The organism is Paraburkholderia sp. GAS38 (genome assembly GCF_050434965.1).
GTDB classification, from domain to species: Bacteria; Pseudomonadota; Gammaproteobacteria; order Burkholderiales; family Burkholderiaceae; genus Paraburkholderia; species Paraburkholderia phenazinium_A.
The window spans coordinates 302,838-323,100 of the sequence record NZ_JBNDJO010000006.1; the positions used below are offsets into that span (position 1 = coordinate 302,838).

Sequence of the window (20,263 nt, forward strand, 5' to 3'; positions counted from 1 at the left end):
TCTAACCTCCACGCATGAGCCTTGATCCGCGTGCACGACTTGGGCGGCCGGCTGGCCGACGCTTCCTGTTCGAATGGGGCGCGCTCGGCTGCCTCGGCATTGCGGTCGTCCTGCTGAGTGCGCTCGGCCGCTGGACGTCGGGCATCGATCATCTGGTCTACGACCGCTTCCTCGCGCTGCGTTCGCAGCCGGCGCTCTCCGATATCGTGGTGGTCGAAATCGACAACGCCAGCGTGGCGCGGCTCGGTCACTGGCCCTGGCCGCGCAGCGTGCATGCGAGCCTGCTCGCGCAACTGGCCAAGGCGAAACCGGCGGCGGTGATCTACGACGTCCTGTTCACCGAGGCCGCCGCGGACGACGCGCAACTCGCCCACGCCATCGCCCTGAGCCCGACCTATCTGCCGGTGCTGCTGAGCCCCGAGGACAGCGACGGCGAGCGGGCCGTCATCAAGCCGGTGGCGCCGCTCGCGGCCGCCGCGGCCGGGCTGGGCCACATCAATCTGGAAGTGGACGGCGACGGCATCGTCCGCAGCGTCGCGCTGTTCGAGGGCGACGCGCATTCGCGCTGGCCGCAGTTGATGGTGCCGGTCTGGCGGGCCATCAGGCAAGGCGCGCTTCAGCTCTCGCCGCCGCTCACGAGCCTTGCCGGCGTGCGCGATCGCACGCTGGAGAAGCTCGACGAGGCGCGTTTTCTGATTCCGTTCGGCCTGAATGCCGCGCGCTATGCGCATGTGTCGTTTGCCGATGTCGTGGCGGGCGAGGTGCCGCCCGAGCAGTTGCGCGGCCATGTGGTGCTGATCGGCGTGACCGCATCGGGTCTGTACGACCGCTTCGCGACGCCGGTGTCGGGCGAGCTGGGGCCGCTGCCCGGCGTCTATATTCATGCGAACGTGCTGGATACGCTGCTGACCGGCCGCGCCATCGATCCCGTTACGGCAGTGCCGCTGGTCCTCGTGTCGCTGGTGCCGCTTGCCGCGCTGCTGGCCGGTTTCCTTGTGCTGTCGCCGCGGCGTTCGTTGTTGCTGACCGCCGGCCTGTGCATTCTGGTGGCCGGCGGCAGCGCCGCCTTGCTGTACGGCGCGCGGCTCTGGATGTCGCCGGCGCCGGCGGTGGTCGGGATGATCGTGGTGTATCCGATCTGGAACTGGCGGCGGCTCGAAATGACCATGGCCTATCTGCGCAAAGAGTTGCAGCGGCTCGCCGACGAACCGCATCTGCTGCCGGAAACGCCGCAGCGCCGTCGCGAGTTCGGCGGCGACGTGCTGGAACAGCACATGGCGCTGATGGCGCAGGCCGCGCAGCGCGTTCAGGACATGAAGCGCTTCGTCTGGGACAGCCTCGATAGCGTGCCCGAGCCGATTCTGGTGAGCGACGTGCACGGTGTCGTGCTGATCGCCAACCATGCGGCGACCGCGCACTTTGCGCGGCTGGGTTCGCTGATGCCGCAAGGCCGCCTGATGCGCGAGGTGCTGGGCGATCTGGCCTTCGTGAAGACCATCGATGCCGGCACCGAGGGCGACGCGGAACACGACACGCGGGCGCGCACGCACTGGCCGGCGATTCTCGATCCGGCGCGGCTCGAATTCGCCGACCTGATGGCGCAAGGTATCGAAGTGCGCGACCTGGCCGAACGCGACCATCTGCTGCGCTACGCCCGGTGCACCAACGAAGAAGGCGAGGTGACCGGCTGGATCGCGGGCCTTGTCGACGTGTCGGCCTTGCACGCGGCGGAGCGGCAGCGCGAGGATGCGTTGCGGCTGCTGTCGCACGACATGCGCTCGCCGCAGGCCTCGATTCTGGCGCTGGTGGAAATCGAACGGGCGCGGATCGAGTCGGACCACGTGCATGAGCTGCTCGAGCGCATCGAACGGTACTCGCGGCGTGCGCTGACGCTCGCCGACGATTTCGTGCAACTGGCGCGCGCGGAGTCGCAAGCCTATGTGCTCGAACCCGTCAGCCTCAGCGAATTGACCATCGATGCCAGCGACGAAGTCTGGCCGCAGGCGCACGCCAAGCAGATCCAGATGGAGACGACGGCCGAGGGCGACGACGGTTGCTGGATCTGCGCCGACCGCTCGCTGATGACGCGAGCGCTCGTCAACATCATGAACAATGCCGTCAAGTACAGCCCGCCCGAGTCGCGCATCATCTGCACGATTGGGCCGGTGACCGGCCTGCCGGCGCGTGTGCAATGTACGATTCGCGATCAGGGCTATGGGATTCCGCTGGAACAGCAGAGCCGGCTGTTTCAGCGCTTCCGGCGCTTTCACGAGGCCGAGCAGCCGGACACCGGCGGCGCGGGTCTCGGCATGGCCTTTGTGAAAACCGTCGTGACGCGGCATGGTGGCGATGTGCAGGTGGTCAGCGCACCGGGCGAGGGCACCGCCTTCACGGTGCTGCTGCCGGCCCTCGACGACACGCAGCTTGCGCAGGCCTGATAGGCAGGCCGCATTTTTTGGCATATTTAGACGCGAAACAAGGGAAAGGGACGACGATGAGAGCCACGCTGATATGCGCTGCGCTGATCGCAGCAAGCCTGGGCGTAAGTCTGACGGGATGTGCCGGTGTCAGCACGGATGTGCGGGCGTCGCCAACGGCTACCCCGATGGAAGGCGAGCACAGTTATACACTGGCACGCTCGCCGTTGCAGGACGGCAACCCCGATCATACGGAATACGAAACATTGATCCGGACCGAACTCGGCAAGTATGGATTTGCCGACGTTGCCCAGCAACGCGCGCACTATCTGCTGTCGATTGCGTATGACACCCGGCTTGCGGGCGTCGGCGTCGGCTCGGCGGATTGTGCGCAACAGGCGGGTTGCGGCAGCCCCGGCGAAGCCTCGTTTTCGCTGTTTGGCCGCCGCTCGTACAAGCACTCGCTGACGCTGCGCTTCTTCGAGCAGACCAACGGTCACGAGGTCTACAAGGTAAGCGTCGTGAGCCAGGATCATGACGCCGATCCGCTGCACGCGATTCCGTATCTGGTGAAAAGCGCGCTCGCGCAATTCCCCTTTGCCGACCATCCCGACTGGCGCGTGAAACTGCGCGCCGACGCGACGGGCGGCGCCCCGACGGTGGTGTCGGTGAAGCCGGTGCAACCCTGATGGGTCAGGACTGTGCGCCGGTGTTCGACGCGCCGTGACGCCCGGCGCTCAGTTCATGGCAAGGTCGACCGATGCGCGGCGCCGTTCTTCGACCATTGCTTCGATCAACGAAGCAAGGTCGTCGGTAGCGGGATCGCGAACCCCCGATGAGCGGTGCAGTTCGAGATCGGCCGGCGGCAGCGGCGGCAAGCCTTCCGCCGCGCCGAGCACACGCCACGCCGCCGGCAGCGTGCAGCGGTCGATGATCGTCACGGCGGCGCCGTGGTTCACCGCCACCTTGATGCCGGTCGGGCTCTGGCTCGTGTAGATCACGTGATAGGGCCGGTCGAGCGCGGCCAGTGCTTCCAGACCGCGCTGCCGGTAGCAGCAGGTCTCCGGAAACAGCGCGAGCGGCACCGAGGCCCTGGCGTCCAGCACGAAGTCCTCGTGAGCCGCCCACACCACTTCCTCCCGCCCCAGATGCCGGCCGCCCGTCTGCGAGCCGTGCCGCACCACTAGCGCCAGGTCCAGTTCACCCGCTTGCAGGCGTTCGAGCAATTCGAGCGACATCCGGCAATGGATGTGCGGTCGCGCGCCCGGCCGCAGCTCGTAAAACTTCTTCAGCAGATCCGGTAACCAGAGTTCCGCGTAATCCTCAGGCAGTCCAAAACGGATCACGCCCTCGCGGCTGCTCCGGTTTAGTGCGGCGATCGCCTCGTTTTGCACCTGAATAATGCGCCGGGCGTGGATCAGAAAGTTTTCGCCGTCACGCGAGAGTGCAAGGCGCCGGCTATTGCGCAGGAACATATGCGTCTCGAGCCGCTCTTCGAGCGTGCGGATCCGCAGGCTGATCGTGGATTGCGTGCGATGCAGCTGTTTCGCCGCGGCCGTAAAGCCGCCGCTGTCCACGACGGCGACGAATGCACGCACCAGTTCGGGGTCCAGTGAGCTGAGTTTGGACCAATCGGGTCCGCTGATGGCAGCCATCGGAATTACTCGCTTTCCAAAGGAATTTGGTGATCGAAATATGGGGACGTCGATGAGCTGATTGTTGTCGAAAACAATTCGGCTCACAAATCCCCGTTCAAACCACGAATCTGGAGCCACACCGTGTCAGCCAGCCTGCCTCTTGCCGACGCCGAATGTACCGATCTGAGCGATATCGTCGATACCGAGCGTTATCCGTTGCACGATCCGGACCACCCCCGCATGCGCGAGCTGGTGGCGAGCTGCCGGGCCCACCTTGCCGGCAACGGTAGCGCCGTATTGCACGGTTTTTTACGGCCGGCCGCCTTGGCGCAGGCGCGTGCCGAAGGCGTCGCGCTCGCCGGCAAGACCTACTTTTCGAGTCGTAAGGTGAACGCATATTTCACGGCGGACGATCCTTCGTTACCCGAAGCAGATCCACGCCGCGTCTTCATGGACCGCACCAGCGGTTTCGTCACGCGCGACGTCATTCCGGCGGACGCCATCATTCACCGGATCTATGTGGCGCAGGCGATGAAGCGCTTTGTCGCCACCTGTCTCGGCGAGGAACGCGTGTGGGAATACGCCGATCCGTATGCGGGACTGGTGCAGAACGTGATGCCGCCGGGCACCGAGCAACCGTGGCACTACGACACCAACGAATTCATCGTCTCGATGATGACGCAGCAGCCCGACGCCGGCGGCGACTTCGAGTACTGCCCGAACATCCGTTCTCCTCAAGGTGAGAACTATGGTGGTGTCGGCGCTGTGGTGCGCGGCGAAACGCGCGAACCGATCAACGTGATCACGTTGCAGCCCGGCGATCTGCAGCTCTTCAAGGGGCGCTTCTCGTTGCATCGCGTGACCCAGGTGAAGGGCGCAATCGACCGTCATACCGCTATCTTCGCCTACTCGCAAAAGCCTGGCGTGATTGGCCGCCTCGAGCGCACGCGCCAGCTCTACGGCCGCGTGTCGGAAATGCATCTGGAAGCCGAACAGCGGCTGGTGCGTGCCGACAATCTGGTCGATTGAGGCGACCCGTAAGCCGAGACTACAGCTTGAAGATTGAAGCTGCATTGAACCTGCAATTGCTGTTGCTCCTGACTCTTATAACGTACCCCACACACACCATGACGATTCTTCGCCCGACTCATCGCCCGGAAGACTGCGAACCGACTGCGCAGGAAATTGCGCAGATCCAGCGTGACCGGCTCGCCGCCGTGCGCCGCGAACTGAAAAAGCGCGATCTGACCGCCGCGATCCTGTTCGACCCGACTCATATGCGCTATGCCACAGGCTCGCGCAACATGCAGGTGTATTCGATGCGCAACCCGGCACGCTATGTGTTCGTGCCGGCCGAGGGCAAGGTGGTGCTGTTCGAATACGCGGGCTGCGATTTTCTCGCCGACGGACTCGATACGGTGGATGAAGTGCGTCCCGCGACGGCGATCTCCTATTACTTCTGCGACGACATGCTGGGCCGCGTGACCGAACGCTGGGCCGACGAGATCGACGATCTGGTCAAGCAGTGCGGCGGCGGCAAGAAGATTGCGATTGAAAGCGCCACCTCGGCGGCGGCGTTCGCGCTGCAGGCGCGCGGCTATCAGATCTCCGATGCCCAGGAGCCGCTCGAACGGGCCCGTGCCATCAAGGTGCCCAACGAGATCAAGATGATCCGTTCGTCGCTGCGCGCCGCGGAAGAGGGCGTGCGCAAGCTGGAGGCGGCACTCGTGCCCGGTATCAGCGAAAACGAACTGTGGTCGCATCTGCACAAGCACATCATCGAAACGGATGGCGATTATGTGGAGACGCGTCTGATCAGTTCAGGTCCGCGCACCAACCCGTGGTTCCAGGAAAGCAGCCCGCGCAAGATCCAGGCGGGCGAACTGGTCGGACTCGACACGGACGTGGTGGGACGTTTCGGCTACTACGCGGATTTCTCGCGCACCTTCCTGTGCGGCGATGGGCCGGCCACGCCTGCGCAAAAGAACCTCTACCGGCTCGCCTACGAACAGGTCCATTCGAACATGGAGAACGTGCGGGCCGGCACGACCTTTCAGGAGTTCATCGCCAGGGCGTGGAAGATCCCCGGTCCCTATCAGGCGCGCCGTTACTTCGCGCTGGCGCATGGCGTCGGCATGACGGGCGAGTATCCGTACATCGTCCACCGCGAAGACAACGAGGCGAAGGGGTATGACGGCGTGATCCAGCCGGGCATGACGCTGTGCATCGAGAGCTATATCGGCCATGAAGACGGCGGCGAAGGCGTCAAGCTCGAAGAGCAGGTTTACGTACGCGACGACGGCCAGGTGGAATTGCTGTCCGACTATCCGTTCGAAAAACGCCTGCTCGCCTGATTCATACCTCGCAGCGTCACGCGCAACGTTTCCTGCTTTCGAATTCAACGTATGTCCAAAGCTCAAGGATGAACGACCATGCAATTCAGACGACTCCGGGTGGCGCTCGTCGCCGCCGCGCTGACTTTGACCGGAACGGCAGCTCACGCAGCCGACAACTGGTGTACGCAAGGCAAGACCGTGCATTTCGCGGGCATCACGTGGGAAAGCGGCTCCTTCGCCACGGAGGTGCTGCGGCAGATCATGGAGAAGGGCTACGGCTGCAAGACCGATGTGGTGCCGGGCAGCACGGCCGCCACCGAGACGGCGCTGGCGCATAACGACGTGCAGGTGTGGGCCGAACAATGGACCGGCCGCAGCGAGATCACCGCCAAGGCGGTCGCAACCGGCTCGGTGAAACTGGTGGGCGACACCTTGCCCGGCGGCACCAAGGAAGGCTGGTTCGTGCCCGAGTACGTGATCAAGGGCGACGCGGCGCGCGGCATCAAACCGGTCGCGCCGGATCTCGTCTCGGTGACGGACCTGCCGAAATACAAAAGCGTCTTCGCCGACGACGAGGAACCGGACAAGGGCCGTTTTCTCAACTGCCCGACGGGTTGGGATTGCGAGCGCGTGAATACGCGCCTGCTGAAGGTGTTGAACCTCGACGCCACCTATACGAACTTCCACCCCGGCACCGGCGCGGCGCTCGATGCCGCAATCGCGTCCGCGTACCAGCGCGGTGCGCCGATTGTCTTCTACTACTGGGGACCGGCCGCATTGATGGCGAAATACAAGTTCGCCCAACTGAAGATGCCGCCCTTCAACGATGCCTGCTGGAAGACCTTGCGCGACGAAAGCAGCACGCAGCAATGCGCCTCGTCGTACATGGTGTCGCATGTGACGGTGGGCGTGTCCACGCCGTTCTACGACTCGGATCCCGACCTGGTGACGATGCTCAACAAGGTCAGGTTTCCGATGGACTTCCTGAACAGCACCATTCTCGAGATGAGCACGAAGAAGCTCGACGGCGCCGCGATGGCCACGCAGTTCCTGCGCGATCACCCGGAAATGTGGAAGCAATGGGTGCCCGCGGATGTGGCGTCGAAGGTGCAGGCGAATCTCGGCGCCTGAGTGCGTGATGAGCGCGGTGCCGCTGCACGCGCCGGAGTGAGGCTTTGCTGAAGGGAGTCGGTCATGAATGGGTTTTTTCTGCATCTGTCGATGGTCGATGTCGTCAACGACAAGGTCGGCGCACTCGTTCAGAACTATGGCGATGCGTTTCACGCGTTCAGCCTGCTGGTGCTGAAGTACTTGCTGGTGCCGCTCGAAAGCGGGCTGCGCGTGTTGCCGCCATGGCTCGTGCTGGTGGTGGCCGGCGCGATCACATGGCATGCCACACGGCGCATGGGTGTCGCCGGTTTCTTCGTACTGCTGCTGTATGCGATCGGCTGCTTTGGGTTGTGGGACAAACTGATGGAGACGCTCGCCCTGATGCTGGTGGCGACGGTGCTGTCCATCGCAATCGGTGTGCCGGCAGGCATTGTCTGTTCGCAGAGCAGCATGTTGCGACGCATCCTGTTGCCCGTGCTGGATGTGATGCAGACGCTGCCGAGCTTCGTCTATCTGATACCCGTGTTGATGTTGTTCGGCCTCGGTAAGGTGCCGGCGATTTTTGCCACCGTGATCTACGCGCTGCCGCCGCTGATCCGCTTGACGGATCTGGGCATTCGCCATGTCGACGGCGATGTGATCGAAGCGGCCCGCGCCTTCGGTACGACGCGCTGGCAATTGCTGGTGGGCGTGCAGTTGCCGCTGGCGCGGCCCAGCATCATGGCGGGTATCAATCAGACCACCATGATGTCGCTGTCGATGGTGGTGATCGCGTCGATGATCGGCTCGCGCGGCCTCGGCGAGGATGTGCTGGCCGGCATCCAGACGCTCGATGTCGGCAAGGGCATGCAGGCCGGCATCGCCATCGTGATTCTGGCGATCGTGATCGATCGGGTCAGCCAGGGATATGGCCAGGAGCGGCGTGCGCGGCGCGTGGCGGCGGCCCAGCGCGACGCCCGCGTGCAGGCACGCAAGCAGAAGCGCGAGCAGGCGCTGGCACGTGAGGCGCAGCCGGATGGCGAACTTGCAAGCGACGCACGCCATTGAAAACGCAACTGAACACGCCAACAGGAGCGGCAACATGAAAGCGATTCAGGTGAGGAACGTCTACAAGATTTTCGGACCGGCGAGCGCGCACGCACGCGTGCTCGATCTGTTGCGCCAGGGTGCGTCGAAAGCGGACGTGCTGGCGAAAACAGGCTGCAACGTCGGGCTGAACAACGTCAATCTGACAATCGAGCCGGGCCAGATTTTCGTCATCATGGGCTTGTCCGGGTCGGGCAAGTCGACGCTGGTGCGGCACCTGAACCGCCTGATCGAGCCGAGCGCGGGCGAGATTCTGGTGGACGGCAAGGATATCCTGAAGCTCAATTCGAACGGCTTGCGCGAGTTGCGCCGCTACCGGATCAGCATGGTGTTTCAGAACTTCGGCTTGCTGCCGCATTCGACGGTGCTGGAAAACGCGGCGTATGCGCTGCGAACGCGCGGCGAATCGCGCGAGGTGGCGTATGCCGCCGCACGCGACTGGCTGAAGAAAGTGGGCCTCGACGGTTATGCGGAGAAGTTTCCGGATGAACTTTCAGGCGGCATGCGGCAGCGGGTGGGCCTCGCCCGCGCACTCGCGGCGGATACGGACGTGGTGCTGATGGACGAGGCGTTTTCCGCGCTGGACCCGTTGATTCGCACGGAAATGCAGGACCAGTTGCTCTCGTTGCAGGCGACGCTCAACAAGACCGTGGTCTTCATCACGCACGATCTCGACGAGGCGCTGCGCCTAGGTACGCAGATCGCGATTCTGCGCGATGGCGAACTGGTGCAGCAGGGTAGTCCGCAGGACATCCTGCGCCATCCAGCGAACGATTATGTGCGGCGGTTTGTGGAGCGGCGCAGCGAGCGGAGCGAGGTGGTCGCGTAGGGCGAGCGGCGAGCGGCTACGCACCGCCGCACCTCACCTCACCGGATCACTCCGGCTCGTTCTCTTCAGGCCAGCGGTTTTCGAACACGCAATCGGCGAGCGGCACGCGGCTCGCCCAGCGCTCGGTTTCGAGCATCGGCTCCGCATAGAACCGATCCACGTGACCGAGGCACAGGATCGCCACCGGACGCGCGCCTTCCGGCATATGCAGCAGGGTGCGCACGGCGTCGACGTCGAACAGCGACACCCAGCCCATCCCAAGGCCTTCGGCGCGCGCCGCCAGCCACATGTTCTGGATCGCGCAGGCCACCGAGGCGAGATCCATCTCCGGCAACGTACGGCGTCCGAAGATGTGTTTCTCGCGGCCATCCATCAAGGCCATCACCAGCAGCTCGCCGCACTCCAGCATGCCTTCCACCTTGAGCTTCATGAACTCGTCGCGCCGTTTGCCGAGCGCGTCGGCGGTGGCGAGCCGCTCGCGGTCCACCGCCTCGTGCAAGGCCATGCGCAGCGCCGGATCGGTGATGCGCGCGATGCGCCACGGCTGCATGAAGCCGACGCTCGGCGCATGGTGCGCCGCTTCGAGCAGGCGCTGCAGCACGGCCGGGTCGACGGGGTCGCGCACGAAGTGCCGCATGTCGCGCCTTTCATGGATGGCGCGGTAGACCGCGTCGCGGTCGGAATCGTTAAAACACTTCGCCATGGAACAGGGCGGCCGCGAAGGCCGGGTTGGAAGGCCAGTAGGCATGCATATAGGTGGCGACGATCGGGCCGGCGCGGAATACGGCCTCGCCGGGCGCGTCGGCTTGCGGGCGGGTGGCCGTCCGCTGTGGCGTGAGCGTCGTCGTCAACTTCGAATAGTGAAACGTATGACCGGTCATGGCGCCATGGAGGCCGTCGAGCTGTTGCATGCCGAGTGCGGTAAAACGCGTTTGCATCGTCGCGTGGCCCGGCAGCAGACCGAGCATGGACGTGGTCGCGCCTTGCGTGTCGGTGAGTTGCTCGAGCAGATAGAGCATACCGCCACATTCGGCGACGATGGGTTTTCCGGCGGCCGCATGTGCGCGGATCGCATCCGCCGTACGTGCATTGCGCGAGAGCGTCGCTGCATGCAGCTCGGGATAGCCGCCGGGCAGATAGACGGCGTCAGCGGATTCCGGCACAGGCTGGTCGGCCAGCGGCGAGAAGTAGCTGACCTGTGCGCCCAGTGTTTCGAGCAGCGTGACGTTGGCCGGATAGATGAACGAGAACGCGGCGTCGCGGGCAATCGCAATGTGTTTGCCGTCGAGCAACCGCGGCAGAGCATGGTGCGTGGTTGCGGGCGCAGTAAATTCCACCGCCGGCGGCAGTTCGGCGAGCGGGGTTTGCGCGAGCGCATCGGCGGCGCGCTCGAGCCGCGTGTCGAGATCGTCGACTTCGCCCGCCTGGTGCAGGCCGAGGTGCCGTTCGGGCAGTTCGATGGCGTCGGCGCTGGCAATATGCCCGGTCCAGCGTAGCCCGGACGGCAGCGCTTCCTGCAACATCTGCGCGTGGCGCGCCGAGCCGACGCGATTGGCGAACACGCCATGAAACGGCACACCGGGCCGGAAATGCGCGAGACCGAACGCGAGCGCGCCGAAGGTCTGCGCCATTGCCTTGGCGGAAATCACGGCGACCACCGGCACGCCGAACGCACTGGCGAGATCGGCGCTGCTCGGGGTGCCGTCGTAGAGACCCATCACGCCTTCGATCAGGATCAGGTCCGCCTCGGCTGCCGCTTGCGCGAGCAGTTCACGGCACGCCTGTTCGCCGACCATCCACAGGTCGAGCGACAGCACCGGTGCGCCGCTGGCGCGGGCGAGGATCATCGGGTCCAGAAAGTCCGGGCCGGTCTTGAAGACGCGCACGCGCCGCCCTTGCCGCCGGTGGTAGCGGGCGAGGCCGGCGGTGATCGTGGTCTTGCCCTGACCGGAAGCCGGCGCGCTGATGAACAGGGCGGGACAGGACGGCATGGCTCAGAATTCCACGCCGCGCTGCGCCTTGACGTGCTGCTCGCGATACGGGTGCTTGACGATGCGCATTTCCGTGACCAGATCGGCCGCTTCGATCAGCGCGTCCGGCGCGTGGCGTCCGGTGATCACCACATGCAGCATCTCGGGACGTGCGTTGACGACCGCCAGCACTTCCTCGAGCGGGAGGTATTCGTACTTCAGCACGGTATTCAGTTCGTCGAGAATCACCATCTGATACTCGCCGCTTTCGATCATCCGGCGCGCTTCGTTCCAGCCTTTGCGGGCGGTCGCGATGTCGGCATCGCGGTTTTGGGTATTCCACGTGTAGCCGTCGCCCATGGTGACGAAATCGCAGGTGGCGATTTTGCCCAGAAAGTCGCGCTCCGACGTGTGCAGCGCACCCTTGATGAACTGCACGACGCCAAGGCGCATGCCGTGGCCGAGGACCCGCACGGCCATGCCGAACGCAGCAGTGGTCTTGCCCTTGCCGGTGCCGGTGTTGACGATCAGCAGGCCCTTTTCGATGGTCGCTTCGGCCTGCTTTTTCTCGTGGCCTTCGCGACGCCGTTGGGTCATGCGCAGATGGGATTCGGGATCGGTTTTCACCATTTCTCAGGTTGTCCTTCTGGCAAGGGGGTTGGGTTTATTTTTGAATGAAATCAATCTTGTGGGCCGCTTTTGAGCACTTTATTCCGTGCTATCTACAGGTGCAATTGTCAGATGACAGTGCTTAATTTTCACCATGAGCAGCGGAGTTGCCCATAGGGGAAGCATCACACCTCGCACGACGAAGAGCGGCGTAGTGTACACCGCGTAGATCCGCCTCAAGCGCACCGGGAAGGATGTACATAGTGAGTCAAACGCGTTTGAGAGGAAGGCCCCGGCGGACGTCCAGGCAAACCTGGCCAGCTCCCATCTCTCCTCCGCATATCTAGCTTGCAATTCCGTATCCAATTGGATACTATCATTGGTAACGGTTCGGTCAAACCCCAACCGAGGTAGCAACAACATGCGTGGCTGAAGCAATGAATACGATAAATCAAACTGACGAGTTCCGAGCCTGGCTTACCGGCCTTGCCGACAAGGTGCTCAAGGGTGCAGTGGTCAGCCGGATTACGCGGGCGGCAAATGGGGTATTTGGCGATTGCCATGATGTTGGTGACGGCGTGTGGGAGATGCGAATCCATGTAGGCGCCGGGACGCGAGTGTATTACGTGAGAGACGGACTGACGGTCTATCTGCTTCTTGATGGTGGTGGAAAGAAGGGGCAGAAAGCGGACATTGCTGCCGCAAAAGCATTGTGGAAAAAAATCCAGAAGGAGCGGAAGAAATGAGCAAAACCAACATCACCCCATTTGACGCATCGGAATATCTCGACAGCGAAGAAACCATTGCTGCGTACCTGAATGACGCGCTGGCATCCGGGAATGAAGATGTGGTTCTCGCTGCGTTTCGAGACGTTGCCAAGGCGCGAGGCATGGCAAAGGTTGCGGCCGATGCTGGGGTACAACGCGAAAGCCTCTACAAGTCCCTCACTGAAGGAGCGAAGCCCCGCTTTGAAACGATTCTAAAGGTCGCGGGAGCCCTCGGCGTCAGATTCGTGACAGAGGTGATCATTGCCGACTCCGACGAGGTGGTGGCCGCAGAGGTCATCAAGTCAGCAAAATCAGGCACGTTCAAGACCGCTAGAAGGCACGCTCGGGCCGAGGGAGAGAGTCCCGCGCGAAAGACCCGGCGAACATCAAAGCCGGCACATGCGTAAGACGTGCGCATCATGCGCCACGCCGTCAGCTTGAGTCCGGTCCATGGATGGCTCTAGGGGAACAGTCCTTATCGCGTGTTAAGTGAGTTGAATTGAAAAGATTCGCTTCTCGCCGTGCCGTCTGCACTCGTTGCGATCGCAACGGTCACGCCGTCGAGCACCGTCTTCGGCACGATCAGGCGGCCGGCTGGTGCCGCTAGCAAGGCGCACGGCTCGCAGACACCGTCGACGCCGAGACGCGCCCGCACAACGGCGGACGGCGTCGGCAGATCGCGCACGGCAGCGACTTCGGCGCGGCTGAAGCTCAGCAAGGGCAGCGCGTAGCGCGCGCAAAACTCAAGCAGACCGGGTTCCTGAGCTTTGGATTCGATGGTCGCGATGCAGCGAATCGCTTCGAACGGGTAGCTGCCCAGCGCCTGGCGCACGGCGGCCAGGATCTGCCCGGCCGCGGTGTGCTGCCTGCAGCCGATTCCGATGCTCAGCGGAGTGCCCAGCGGGGTGGTCTGTATCACGCGGTGCCCCCTGTTACGCATCCTGTTTCCCGTTCGACCGCCCGTGCGCGACCCCGCGCCGGCACCCAATGCGCGCATACGATAGCACAGGCCACAACCGGGGCCGCCTGCCCGGCTTCCTTGACGCGCGGGGCTTGCGGGCCTAAACTCCCACGCACTTTGGTGCTCGCGCGCGCAGTCCTGCGCACGCAGTTAAACGGGAAACAGGGTGTCCACTTTCAACAGACCGGACCAACCTGTGCTGCCCCCGCAACGGTAAGCGAAGGCATCGCGCAAGCGGTGCAGAGCCGGCTTCAGTGCCTGCGCGCAAGATCGCGCAGGCATGCAACCACTGGGCGAGAAATCACTCGTCTGGGAAGGGGAAGCGGCGCTTTCGCCAGCCCGGATACCGGCCAGGGAAGAGGGTTGGCGCCGCGGGGATGCGGCGTGTCGTCCACGGCTTCGTTATAGGGCTTCATGAGCTGGCTTCATGCGCTGCCCGTCGCCGCCACGTCGTTTTCCGTCCCCGTGTTTCGTCTGTTCAATTCCCGTGCCCATGAATCGGCCCACTCTTTCGACGGAATAACCATGCAGAACTCCATGCGCAAGATCCCCGTCACCGTTGTGACGGGTTTCCTCGGCAGCGGCAAAACCACGCTGTTGCGGCACATTCTTCAGCACGCAGGCGGCAAGCGCATTGCGGTGATCGTCAACGAGTTCGGCGAACTCGGCATTGACGGCGAGATCCTCAAAGGCTGCGGCATCGGTTGCGACGAAGAAGGCAATGAGACCGAAGGCCAACTGTACGAGCTCGCCAACGGCTGCCTGTGCTGCACCGTGCAGGAAGAATTCTTCCCGGTGATGGAAAAGCTGGTGGAACGCCGCGACCAGATCGATCACGTGCTGATCGAAACCTCGGGTCTCGCGTTGCCGAAGCCGCTGGTGCAGGCCTTCAACTGGCCGGCCATCAAGAACAGCTTCACGGTGGACGCGGTGGTCACGGTGGTGGACGGCCCGGCGGCCGCAAGCGGCCAGTTCGCCGACAACCCGGTGGCCGTGGACGCCCAGCGCAAGGCCGATCCGAATCTCGATCACGAGTCGCCGCTGCATGAGCTGTTCGAAGATCAGTTGTCCGCTGCCGACCTGGTGATCCTGAACAAGACGGATCTGCTCGACGACGCCCAGCAAGGCGCGGTGGAGGCGTTGATCCGCGAGGAGATTCCGTCGCAGGTCAAGGTGGTGCGCGCGCATAAAGGTCAACTGGATCTGCACACGCTGCTCGGTCTCGAAGCGGCGTCGGAAGCGACGATCCATCTGCGTCACGATCATCACGGCTCCGCGGAAGACGCGGACCATCATCACGACGAATTCGATTCGGTGGTGGTCGAGGCGCAGGCGCCGTCGCGCGAGGCGGTGATTGCCGCACTGCAAAGCCTCGTCGAAAGCAACACGATCTATCGCGTGAAGGGCTTCGCCGCGTTGCCCGGCGCGCCGATGCGCCTGGTGATCCAGGGCGTGGGCCGGCGCTTCGACAGCTATTTCGACCGGCGCTGGCAAGCCGGCGAAACGCAGCGCAGCCGCTTCGTGCTGATCGGCGAGGATCTCGATCAGGCCGCACTGCAACGTGCCTTCGACAGCGCCTTGAAGACCGAAGCGCAACAGGCGTAATCGATCATGCATCTGCTGCGCACCACGCCGGGTGGCTTCGTCGACGACAGTCAGGGTGTCATCCGCATCGATCAAAAGCCTGCCGAGATCGTGGTGCTCAGTTCCGCCGATACGACGCTGTCGCTGCTCGCCAGCGTCGTGCCGCGCCTGGGCGAGGGCTTTCCGAGCGTGCGGCTCGCGAATGTCACTTACCTGCGGCAACCGGCTTCAGTCGATTTCTACGTCGAAGACGTGTTGCAGCATGCGCGGGTCGTGGTGGTCGATCATCTGGGCGGCGAAGCCTACTGGCCGTATGGGATCGAGCAGGTCGTGGCGCTAGCCGCGCGCAAGCATCAGGTGCTGGCGATGTTCTCCGGCGATTTGCAGGAGGATCCGAACCTGCTCGCGCGCAGCACGGCCGATGCGGCGCTCTGTCATCAGCTATGGCGCTATCTGCGCGAAGGCGGCGCGCAGAATGCCGAGGCGTTTTTGCGTTGCCTCGCTCACCGTTCGCTCGGCTGGGGACGTGAGCCGGCGCCGCCGCGCGTGTTGCCGGCGGCCACGCTTTATCACCCTGAGCACGACACACCGACCATCGCCGAGTGGCAGGCACGCTGGCGCGCCGACGCGCCGGTGGTGGCGATCCTGTTCTACAAGGCGCATTTGCAGGCTGCCAACACAGCGGTATTCGACGCGCTGATCGAAGCACTCGAAGCGCAGGGCCTCAATCCGCTGCCGATTGCGCTGACCTCGCTCAAAGACGCCATGAGCCGCGAGGTCCTGCAACAGTTGTGCGCGCAACATGACGTGGCGCTGGTGCTGAACACCACCGCGTTTGCAGCGACCGCCATCGACGACCCCGAACCCCTCGCACTCGCCGGCGACGCGCCGGTGCTGCAGGTGATCCTGAGCGGCGGCAATCGCGCCGACTGGCTCAAGGACAACCAGGGGCTCAACTCGCGCGATATCGCCATGCATATCGCGCTGCCCGAGGTGGACGGCCGCATCATCACGCGGGCAATCAGTTTCAAAGGGCTTGCGTACCGTTGTCCGCACACCGAAGTGGACGTGGTGCGTTATCAGCCCGATCACGAGCGGATCGGTTTTCTCGCGGAATTGAGCGGCCGCTGGTGCCGCTTGCGAACGCTCGACAACGCCGACAAGAAACTCGCCCTGATCCTCGCCAACTATCCGATGAGCGAAGGGCGCATCGGCAATGGCGTGGGGCTCGATACGCCGGCCTCGGTGGTGGGCATCCTCGCGATGCTGGCCGAGCAGGGTTACCGTGCGGGCGACCTGCCGGCGGACGGCGACGCCTTGTTGCGCAAGCTGACCGAGGGCGTCACCAACGATCCCGTGGTGCGCGATCTGCGTCCTGCTTTACAGAGCCTCGCGCTTGACGACTACCTGACGCATTTCGCGCGCCTGCCTGCCGAAGCGAGAGAGGCATTGAATGCGCGCTGGGGTCCGCCGGAACAGGATCCGACGCTGCGGCGCGGCCGTTTCATGATCTCGGGCTGGCGCTGCGGCCAGGTGTTCGTCGGCATTCAGCCGTCGCGCTCGCGCGAGCAGGGCGATTACGCCAGCTATCACGACGCCGATCTCGTCCCGCCGCACGCGTATCTGGCGTTCTACTTCTGGCTGCGCCACCAGTTTGGCATCGACGCGGTGGTGCACGTCGGCAAGCACGGCAACCTCGAATGGCTGCCGGGCAAGAGCGTGGCGTTGAGCAACGCCTGCTGGCCAGATCTGATTCTCGGGCCGCTGCCGCATCTGTATCCGTTCATCGTCAACGATCCGGGCGAGGGCAGCCAGGCAAAGCGCCGTGCGCAGGCAGTGATCATTGACCACCTGATGCCGCCGCTCACGCGTGCCGAAAGCTATGGGCCGCTGCAGGACCTCGAACGCCAGGTCGACGAGTACTACGAAGCATTGATGGTCGACCCGCGCCGTTCGAAACTGCTCAGGCGCACGATTCTCGCGACCATCGTCGAACACCGTCTGCACGACGAACTCAGTATCAAGGCGCCGGACGGGCAGGATGCCGAAGACGAACTGCTCACGCGCGTGGATGCCTGGCTGTGCGAGCTGAAAGAAGCGCAGATTCGCGATGGCCTGCATACCTTCGGCCGTTCGCCCGAGGGCGTGCAGCGGCGCGATACGCTGCTGGCGCTCGGGCGCTTTCCGGTCGGCGATGGACGCGGCAGTAAAGCCGGGCTGTTGGATGCGCTGGCGCGCGATCTAAAGATGGACCATCTGTTCGATCCGCTCTCGGCGGATTGGGCCGCAGTGTGGGACGGCCCACGCCCACACGTATTGCAACAGGTCAGCGATGCGCCGTGGCGACACAACGGCGACACCCGCGAGCGCCTCGAATTGCTTGCGAGCGAGATGCTGGGGACGATATGCGGCGACGAGTCCGGCTCGAAGCTGGACGCGAACTCAAACGCCGAACTGCCGCCCGCAGGCACCTTGCCGCAGACCGAACTCGTGCTCGAACGCCTGCGCACCGATGTATTGCCGCGTCTCGACGCCTGTGGTTTGGAAGAAATGCGGCACCTTCAGCGCGGACTCGAAGGCAAGTTCATACCGGCAGGGCCGAGCGGTTCGCCCTCGCGCGGCCGGCCCGACGTGCTGCCCACCGGACGCAACTTCTACTCCGTCGACACGCGCGCGATTCCAACTCAGGCTGCCTGGGCGCTGGGCCTGAAATCCGCGCAGCACCTGATAGAGCGCCATCTGCAGGAGCATGGCGATTATCCGAAAGCGATCGGCCTGTCCGTGTGGGGTACCGCGACCATGCGCACCGGTGGCGACGATATCGCCCAGGCCATGGCGTTGCTCGGCGTGCGGCCTAAATGGGCGCCGGGCAGTCATCGCGTGACCGACTTCGAGATCATGCCGATCGACGTTTTCGACCGGCCGCGCATCGACGTCACGCTGCGCGTTTCCGGCTTCTTCCGCGATGCGTTCGCCAACGTGATGCACCTGTTCGACGCCGCCGTGCAGGCCGTCGCCGAGCTGGACGAACCCGAGGATCAGAACCCGATCCGCGCGCGCGTGCTGCGCGAACGCGATGCCTTGATCGCGCGCGGCATGGACGCCGCCGAAGCGCGCCGACGCGCCGGCTGGCGCGTCTTCAGCGCGCGGCCCGGCGCGTACGGCGCCGGCTTGCAGGAGATCATCGACACCCAGCAATGGCAAACCGACGCCGATCTGGCGAACGCCTACCAGGCGTGGGGCGGCTACGCCTACACCCAGAAAAGCGCCGGCGAGGAAGCGCGCCAGGCGTTCGGCACGCGGCTCGCCGCCATGGACGTGGTGCTGCAGAATCAGGACAACCGCGAGCACGATCTGCTCGATTCGAACGATTACTATCAGTTCCAGGGCGGCATGGTCGCCGCCGTGCGGCATCTGGCGGGCAATCAGCCGCATGTGTATCACGCGGATCATAGCAATCCGAACGCGCCGCGCGTGCGCACGCTGCATGAGGAAATTGCCCGCGTGATTCGATCGCGCGTGGTCAATCCGAAGTGGCTCGACGGCGTGAAGCGTCATGGCTATAAAGGCGCGGCGGAAATCGCGGCAACAGTCGACTATCTGTACGGTTACGATGCAACGGCGCGTGTGATTGCCGATCATCAATACGCGCTGGTGACCGACGCGTATCTGAACGACGCCGACACGCGCGCATTCCTGCAGCAGCACAATCCGCACGCGCTGCATTCGATCTGCGAGCGTCTGCTCGAAGCAATGCAACGTGGACTATGGCAGGCGCCGGGCGACTATCGCGCGCAAGTGGAACAGCATCTGCTCGCGAGCGAGCAGTTCATCGAAGGAACACGACCATGAACGCAGCGACCGAGCTTCGCAACACGCCGGCGGCGCGGCCCGCATTTCCGTTTGCCGCGCTGGTCGGGCAAGCGTCGTTGCAGCAGGCCCTGTTGCTCGCGGCGATTGACCCGGGTCTCGGCGGTGTGCTCGTCAGCGGCCCGCGCGGCACGGCCAAATCCACAGCGGCGCGCGCATTGGCGGAACTGCTGCCCGAAGGACAACTGGTAACCTTGCCGCTCGGCGCGAGCGAGGACCGTTTGATCGGCACGCTCGACATCGAAAGCGCGCTGCGCGACGGCGCGCTGCGTTTTTCGCCGGGCTTGCTGGCGAAGGCGCACCGCGGCGTGCTGTATGTCGACGAAATCAATCTGTTGCCCGATGCGTTGGTCGATGCCTTGCTCGATGCCGCCGCGAGCGGCGTGAATACCGTCGAGCGCGACGGCATCTCGCACAGCCACGAAGCGAGCTTCGTGCTGATCGGTACCATGAATCCGGAGGAAGGCGAGTTGCGGCCGCAACTGATCGACCGCTTTGGGTTGATGGTCGAACTGGAGAACTGCTTCGATCCGCTCGTGCGGCAGCAGATCGTCAAGGCGCGGCTCGGCTTCGATCTGGATCCGCAGGCCTTCCGTGCCGCCTACGCGGAGCAGCAGGCGCAGCATGTGCAACGGATCCGCGCCGCGCGCGCTGCGTTGCCGGCGCTTGGCTTCGATGACGCCGTGCATGCGTATGTCAGCGCGCTGTGCATTGCGGCGGCCGTCGACGGCCTGCGCGCCGATCTGGTGATGTTGCGCGCCGCGCGTGCGCTGGCCGCGCTCGAACAGGCGACGGCGGTGACGACGGCGCATATCGATCAGGTTGCCGAAGCAGTTTTGCATCATCGCCGGCATAGCCGGGAAACGCCGCCGCAGGGCGACGCGGCCGCGCAAACTCCGCCACACGACTCGGCTAGCGCAAGTGCTACGCCGCCTGACGAGAGCAACGCAGCAGCCGAGGCCTCCGCCGCGACCGGCAACAGCGAATGGGGCTATCTACCGCCCGAGCCGACCGGCACGATCCCGGTCAAAGGCGTGATCCCGCTCAACGCAAAAAAACGCTGAGCCATCGGGAGGGCGCCGCCGCT

17 protein-coding genes and 1 riboswitch are annotated in these 20,263 nt (G+C 64.2%); of the genes, 12 read left to right on the forward strand and 5 right to left on the reverse strand.

Annotated elements, in window-relative coordinates; all coding sequences use genetic code 11:
* The first annotated feature begins 14 nt into the window (after positions 1-14).
* Positions 15-2,438 (forward strand): CHASE2 domain-containing protein, encoded by a 2,424-nt coding sequence (locus P3T42_RS17220; RefSeq protein WP_429306718.1) that lies wholly within the window; start codon positions 15-17, stop codon positions 2,436-2,438.
* Between the two features lie 56 nt (positions 2,439-2,494).
* Entirely contained in the window at positions 2,495-3,106 is a 612-nt protein-coding gene (locus P3T42_RS17225; RefSeq protein WP_429306719.1) for a DUF4136 domain-containing protein, read from the forward strand.
* 48 nt (positions 3,107-3,154) lie between these two features.
* Here the strand turns inward: P3T42_RS17225 and P3T42_RS17230 are convergent, their stop codons facing one another.
* Positions 3,155-4,072, reverse strand: a complete 918-nt coding sequence (locus P3T42_RS17230; protein WP_074295560.1) for a LysR substrate-binding domain-containing protein — start codon at positions 4,070-4,072, stop codon at positions 3,155-3,157.
* 123 nt (positions 4,073-4,195) lie between these two features.
* Here P3T42_RS17230 and P3T42_RS17235 point away from each other — a divergent pair, with 123 nt between their 5' ends.
* The 5 genes from P3T42_RS17235 to P3T42_RS17255 all read left to right on the forward strand — a co-directional run bounded on the left by P3T42_RS17235 (position 4,196) and on the right by P3T42_RS17255 (position 9,415).
* Positions 4,196-5,083: a HalD/BesD family halogenase gene (locus P3T42_RS17235; RefSeq protein ID WP_074295559.1), complete on the forward strand. Its 888-nt coding sequence runs from the start codon at positions 4,196-4,198 to the stop codon at positions 5,081-5,083.
* A gap of 98 nt (positions 5,084-5,181) precedes the next feature.
* Positions 5,182-6,408 (forward strand): M24 family metallopeptidase, encoded by a 1,227-nt coding sequence (locus P3T42_RS17240; RefSeq protein WP_429306720.1) that lies wholly within the window; start codon positions 5,182-5,184, stop codon positions 6,406-6,408.
* 78 nt (positions 6,409-6,486) lie between these two features.
* The gene (locus P3T42_RS17245) at positions 6,487-7,521 is read left to right on the forward strand and encodes an ABC transporter substrate-binding protein (RefSeq protein ID WP_429306721.1); all 1,035 of its coding nucleotides are present in this window, start codon (positions 6,487-6,489) and stop codon (positions 7,519-7,521) included.
* Between the two features lie 63 nt (positions 7,522-7,584).
* On the forward strand, positions 7,585-8,547 hold the full coding sequence (locus P3T42_RS17250) for an ABC transporter permease (protein WP_083640332.1): 963 nt from the start codon (positions 7,585-7,587) through the stop codon (positions 8,545-8,547).
* A gap of 34 nt (positions 8,548-8,581) precedes the next feature.
* The gene (locus tag P3T42_RS17255; RefSeq protein WP_429306722.1) at positions 8,582-9,415 is read left to right on the forward strand and encodes a quaternary amine ABC transporter ATP-binding protein; all 834 of its coding nucleotides are present in this window, start codon (positions 8,582-8,584) and stop codon (positions 9,413-9,415) included.
* A 46-nt stretch (positions 9,416-9,461) separates the two neighbouring features.
* On the opposite strand, the gene bluB is transcribed toward P3T42_RS17255, so the two are convergent.
* From bluB to cobO, 3 genes are read right to left on the reverse strand one after another with little or no spacing between them, the layout of a single operon-like run.
* On the reverse strand, positions 9,462-10,118 hold the full coding sequence (bluB, locus tag P3T42_RS17260; RefSeq protein ID WP_429306723.1) for a 5,6-dimethylbenzimidazole synthase: 657 nt from the start codon (positions 10,116-10,118) through the stop codon (positions 9,462-9,464).
* Complete coding sequence (locus P3T42_RS17265; RefSeq protein ID WP_429306724.1) at positions 10,102-11,406, reverse strand: cobyrinate a,c-diamide synthase; 1,305 nt, start codon at positions 11,404-11,406, stop codon at positions 10,102-10,104. Before P3T42_RS17265 ends, bluB begins: the two co-directional genes overlap by 17 nt.
* Positions 11,407-11,409: 3 nt before the next feature.
* A complete protein-coding gene (gene cobO, locus P3T42_RS17270; protein WP_074297335.1) occupies positions 11,410-12,012 on the reverse strand; it encodes a cob(I)yrinic acid a,c-diamide adenosyltransferase in 603 nt (200 codons plus the stop codon).
* A gap of 419 nt (positions 12,013-12,431) precedes the next feature.
* Here cobO and P3T42_RS17275 point away from each other — a divergent pair, with 419 nt between their 5' ends.
* On the forward strand, positions 12,432-12,740 hold the full coding sequence (locus P3T42_RS17275; RefSeq protein WP_429306725.1) for a type II toxin-antitoxin system RelE/ParE family toxin: 309 nt from the start codon (positions 12,432-12,434) through the stop codon (positions 12,738-12,740).
* On the forward strand, positions 12,737-13,168 hold the full coding sequence (locus P3T42_RS17280; RefSeq protein ID WP_429306726.1) for an addiction module antidote protein: 432 nt from the start codon (positions 12,737-12,739) through the stop codon (positions 13,166-13,168). Before P3T42_RS17275 ends, P3T42_RS17280 begins: the two co-directional genes overlap by 4 nt.
* A 68-nt stretch (positions 13,169-13,236) precedes the next feature.
* Here P3T42_RS17280 and P3T42_RS17285 read toward each other — a convergent pair whose 3' ends face one another.
* Positions 13,237-13,680, reverse strand: a complete 444-nt coding sequence (locus P3T42_RS17285) for a cobalamin biosynthesis protein (protein ID WP_429306727.1) — start codon at positions 13,678-13,680, stop codon at positions 13,237-13,239.
* A gap of 143 nt (positions 13,681-13,823) precedes the next feature.
* Positions 13,824-14,091: riboswitch (cobalamin riboswitch) on the forward strand.
* Between the two features lie 156 nt (positions 14,092-14,247).
* On the opposite strand from P3T42_RS17285, the gene cobW reads away from it, so the two are divergent.
* From cobW to P3T42_RS17300, 3 genes are read left to right on the forward strand one after another with little or no spacing between them, the layout of a single operon-like run.
* Positions 14,248-15,327 carry a cobalamin biosynthesis protein CobW gene (cobW, locus tag P3T42_RS17290; protein ID WP_074295551.1) on the forward strand — a complete coding sequence of 360 codons (1,080 nt, stop codon included), beginning with the start codon at positions 14,248-14,250 and terminating at the stop codon, positions 15,325-15,327.
* A gap of 6 nt (positions 15,328-15,333) precedes the next feature.
* Positions 15,334-19,158: a cobaltochelatase subunit CobN gene (gene cobN / locus P3T42_RS17295; protein WP_429306728.1), complete on the forward strand. Its 3,825-nt coding sequence runs from the start codon at positions 15,334-15,336 to the stop codon at positions 19,156-19,158.
* Positions 19,155-20,240, forward strand: coding sequence for an ATP-binding protein (locus tag P3T42_RS17300; RefSeq protein ID WP_429306729.1), 1,086 nt, complete (start codon positions 19,155-19,157; stop codon positions 20,238-20,240). Before cobN ends, P3T42_RS17300 begins: the two co-directional genes overlap by 4 nt.
* Positions 20,241-20,263: the final 23 nt, after the last annotated feature.

What these genes read in the sequence shown, in the direction of transcription:
- P3T42_RS17220 (WP_429306718.1), top strand. Translation starts at nt 15, where the DNA reads ATGAGCCTTGATCCGCGTGCACGACTTGGGCGGCCGGCTGGCCGACGC.
- P3T42_RS17225 (WP_429306719.1), top strand. Translation starts at nt 2,495, where the DNA reads ATGAGAGCCACGCTGATATGCGCTGCGCTGATCGCAGCAAGCCTGGGC.
- P3T42_RS17230 (WP_074295560.1), bottom strand. Translation starts at nt 4,072, where the DNA reads ATGGCTGCCATCAGCGGACCCGATTGGTCCAAACTCAGCTCACTGGAC.
- P3T42_RS17240 (WP_429306720.1), top strand. Translation starts at nt 5,182, where the DNA reads ATGACGATTCTTCGCCCGACTCATCGCCCGGAAGACTGCGAACCGACT.
- P3T42_RS17245 (WP_429306721.1), top strand. Translation starts at nt 6,487, where the DNA reads ATGCAATTCAGACGACTCCGGGTGGCGCTCGTCGCCGCCGCGCTGACT.
- P3T42_RS17250 (WP_083640332.1), top strand. Translation starts at nt 7,585, where the DNA reads ATGAATGGGTTTTTTCTGCATCTGTCGATGGTCGATGTCGTCAACGAC.
- P3T42_RS17255 (WP_429306722.1), top strand. Translation starts at nt 8,582, where the DNA reads ATGAAAGCGATTCAGGTGAGGAACGTCTACAAGATTTTCGGACCGGCG.
- bluB (WP_429306723.1), bottom strand. Translation starts at nt 10,118, where the DNA reads ATGGCGAAGTGTTTTAACGATTCCGACCGCGACGCGGTCTACCGCGCC.
- P3T42_RS17265 (WP_429306724.1), bottom strand. Translation starts at nt 11,406, where the DNA reads ATGCCGTCCTGTCCCGCCCTGTTCATCAGCGCGCCGGCTTCCGGTCAG.
- P3T42_RS17275 (WP_429306725.1), top strand. Translation starts at nt 12,432, where the DNA reads ATGAATACGATAAATCAAACTGACGAGTTCCGAGCCTGGCTTACCGGC.
- P3T42_RS17280 (WP_429306726.1), top strand. Translation starts at nt 12,737, where the DNA reads ATGAGCAAAACCAACATCACCCCATTTGACGCATCGGAATATCTCGAC.
- cobW (WP_074295551.1), top strand. Translation starts at nt 14,248, where the DNA reads ATGCAGAACTCCATGCGCAAGATCCCCGTCACCGTTGTGACGGGTTTC.
- cobN (WP_429306728.1), top strand. Translation starts at nt 15,334, where the DNA reads ATGCATCTGCTGCGCACCACGCCGGGTGGCTTCGTCGACGACAGTCAG.
- P3T42_RS17300 (WP_429306729.1), top strand. Translation starts at nt 19,155, where the DNA reads ATGAACGCAGCGACCGAGCTTCGCAACACGCCGGCGGCGCGGCCCGCA.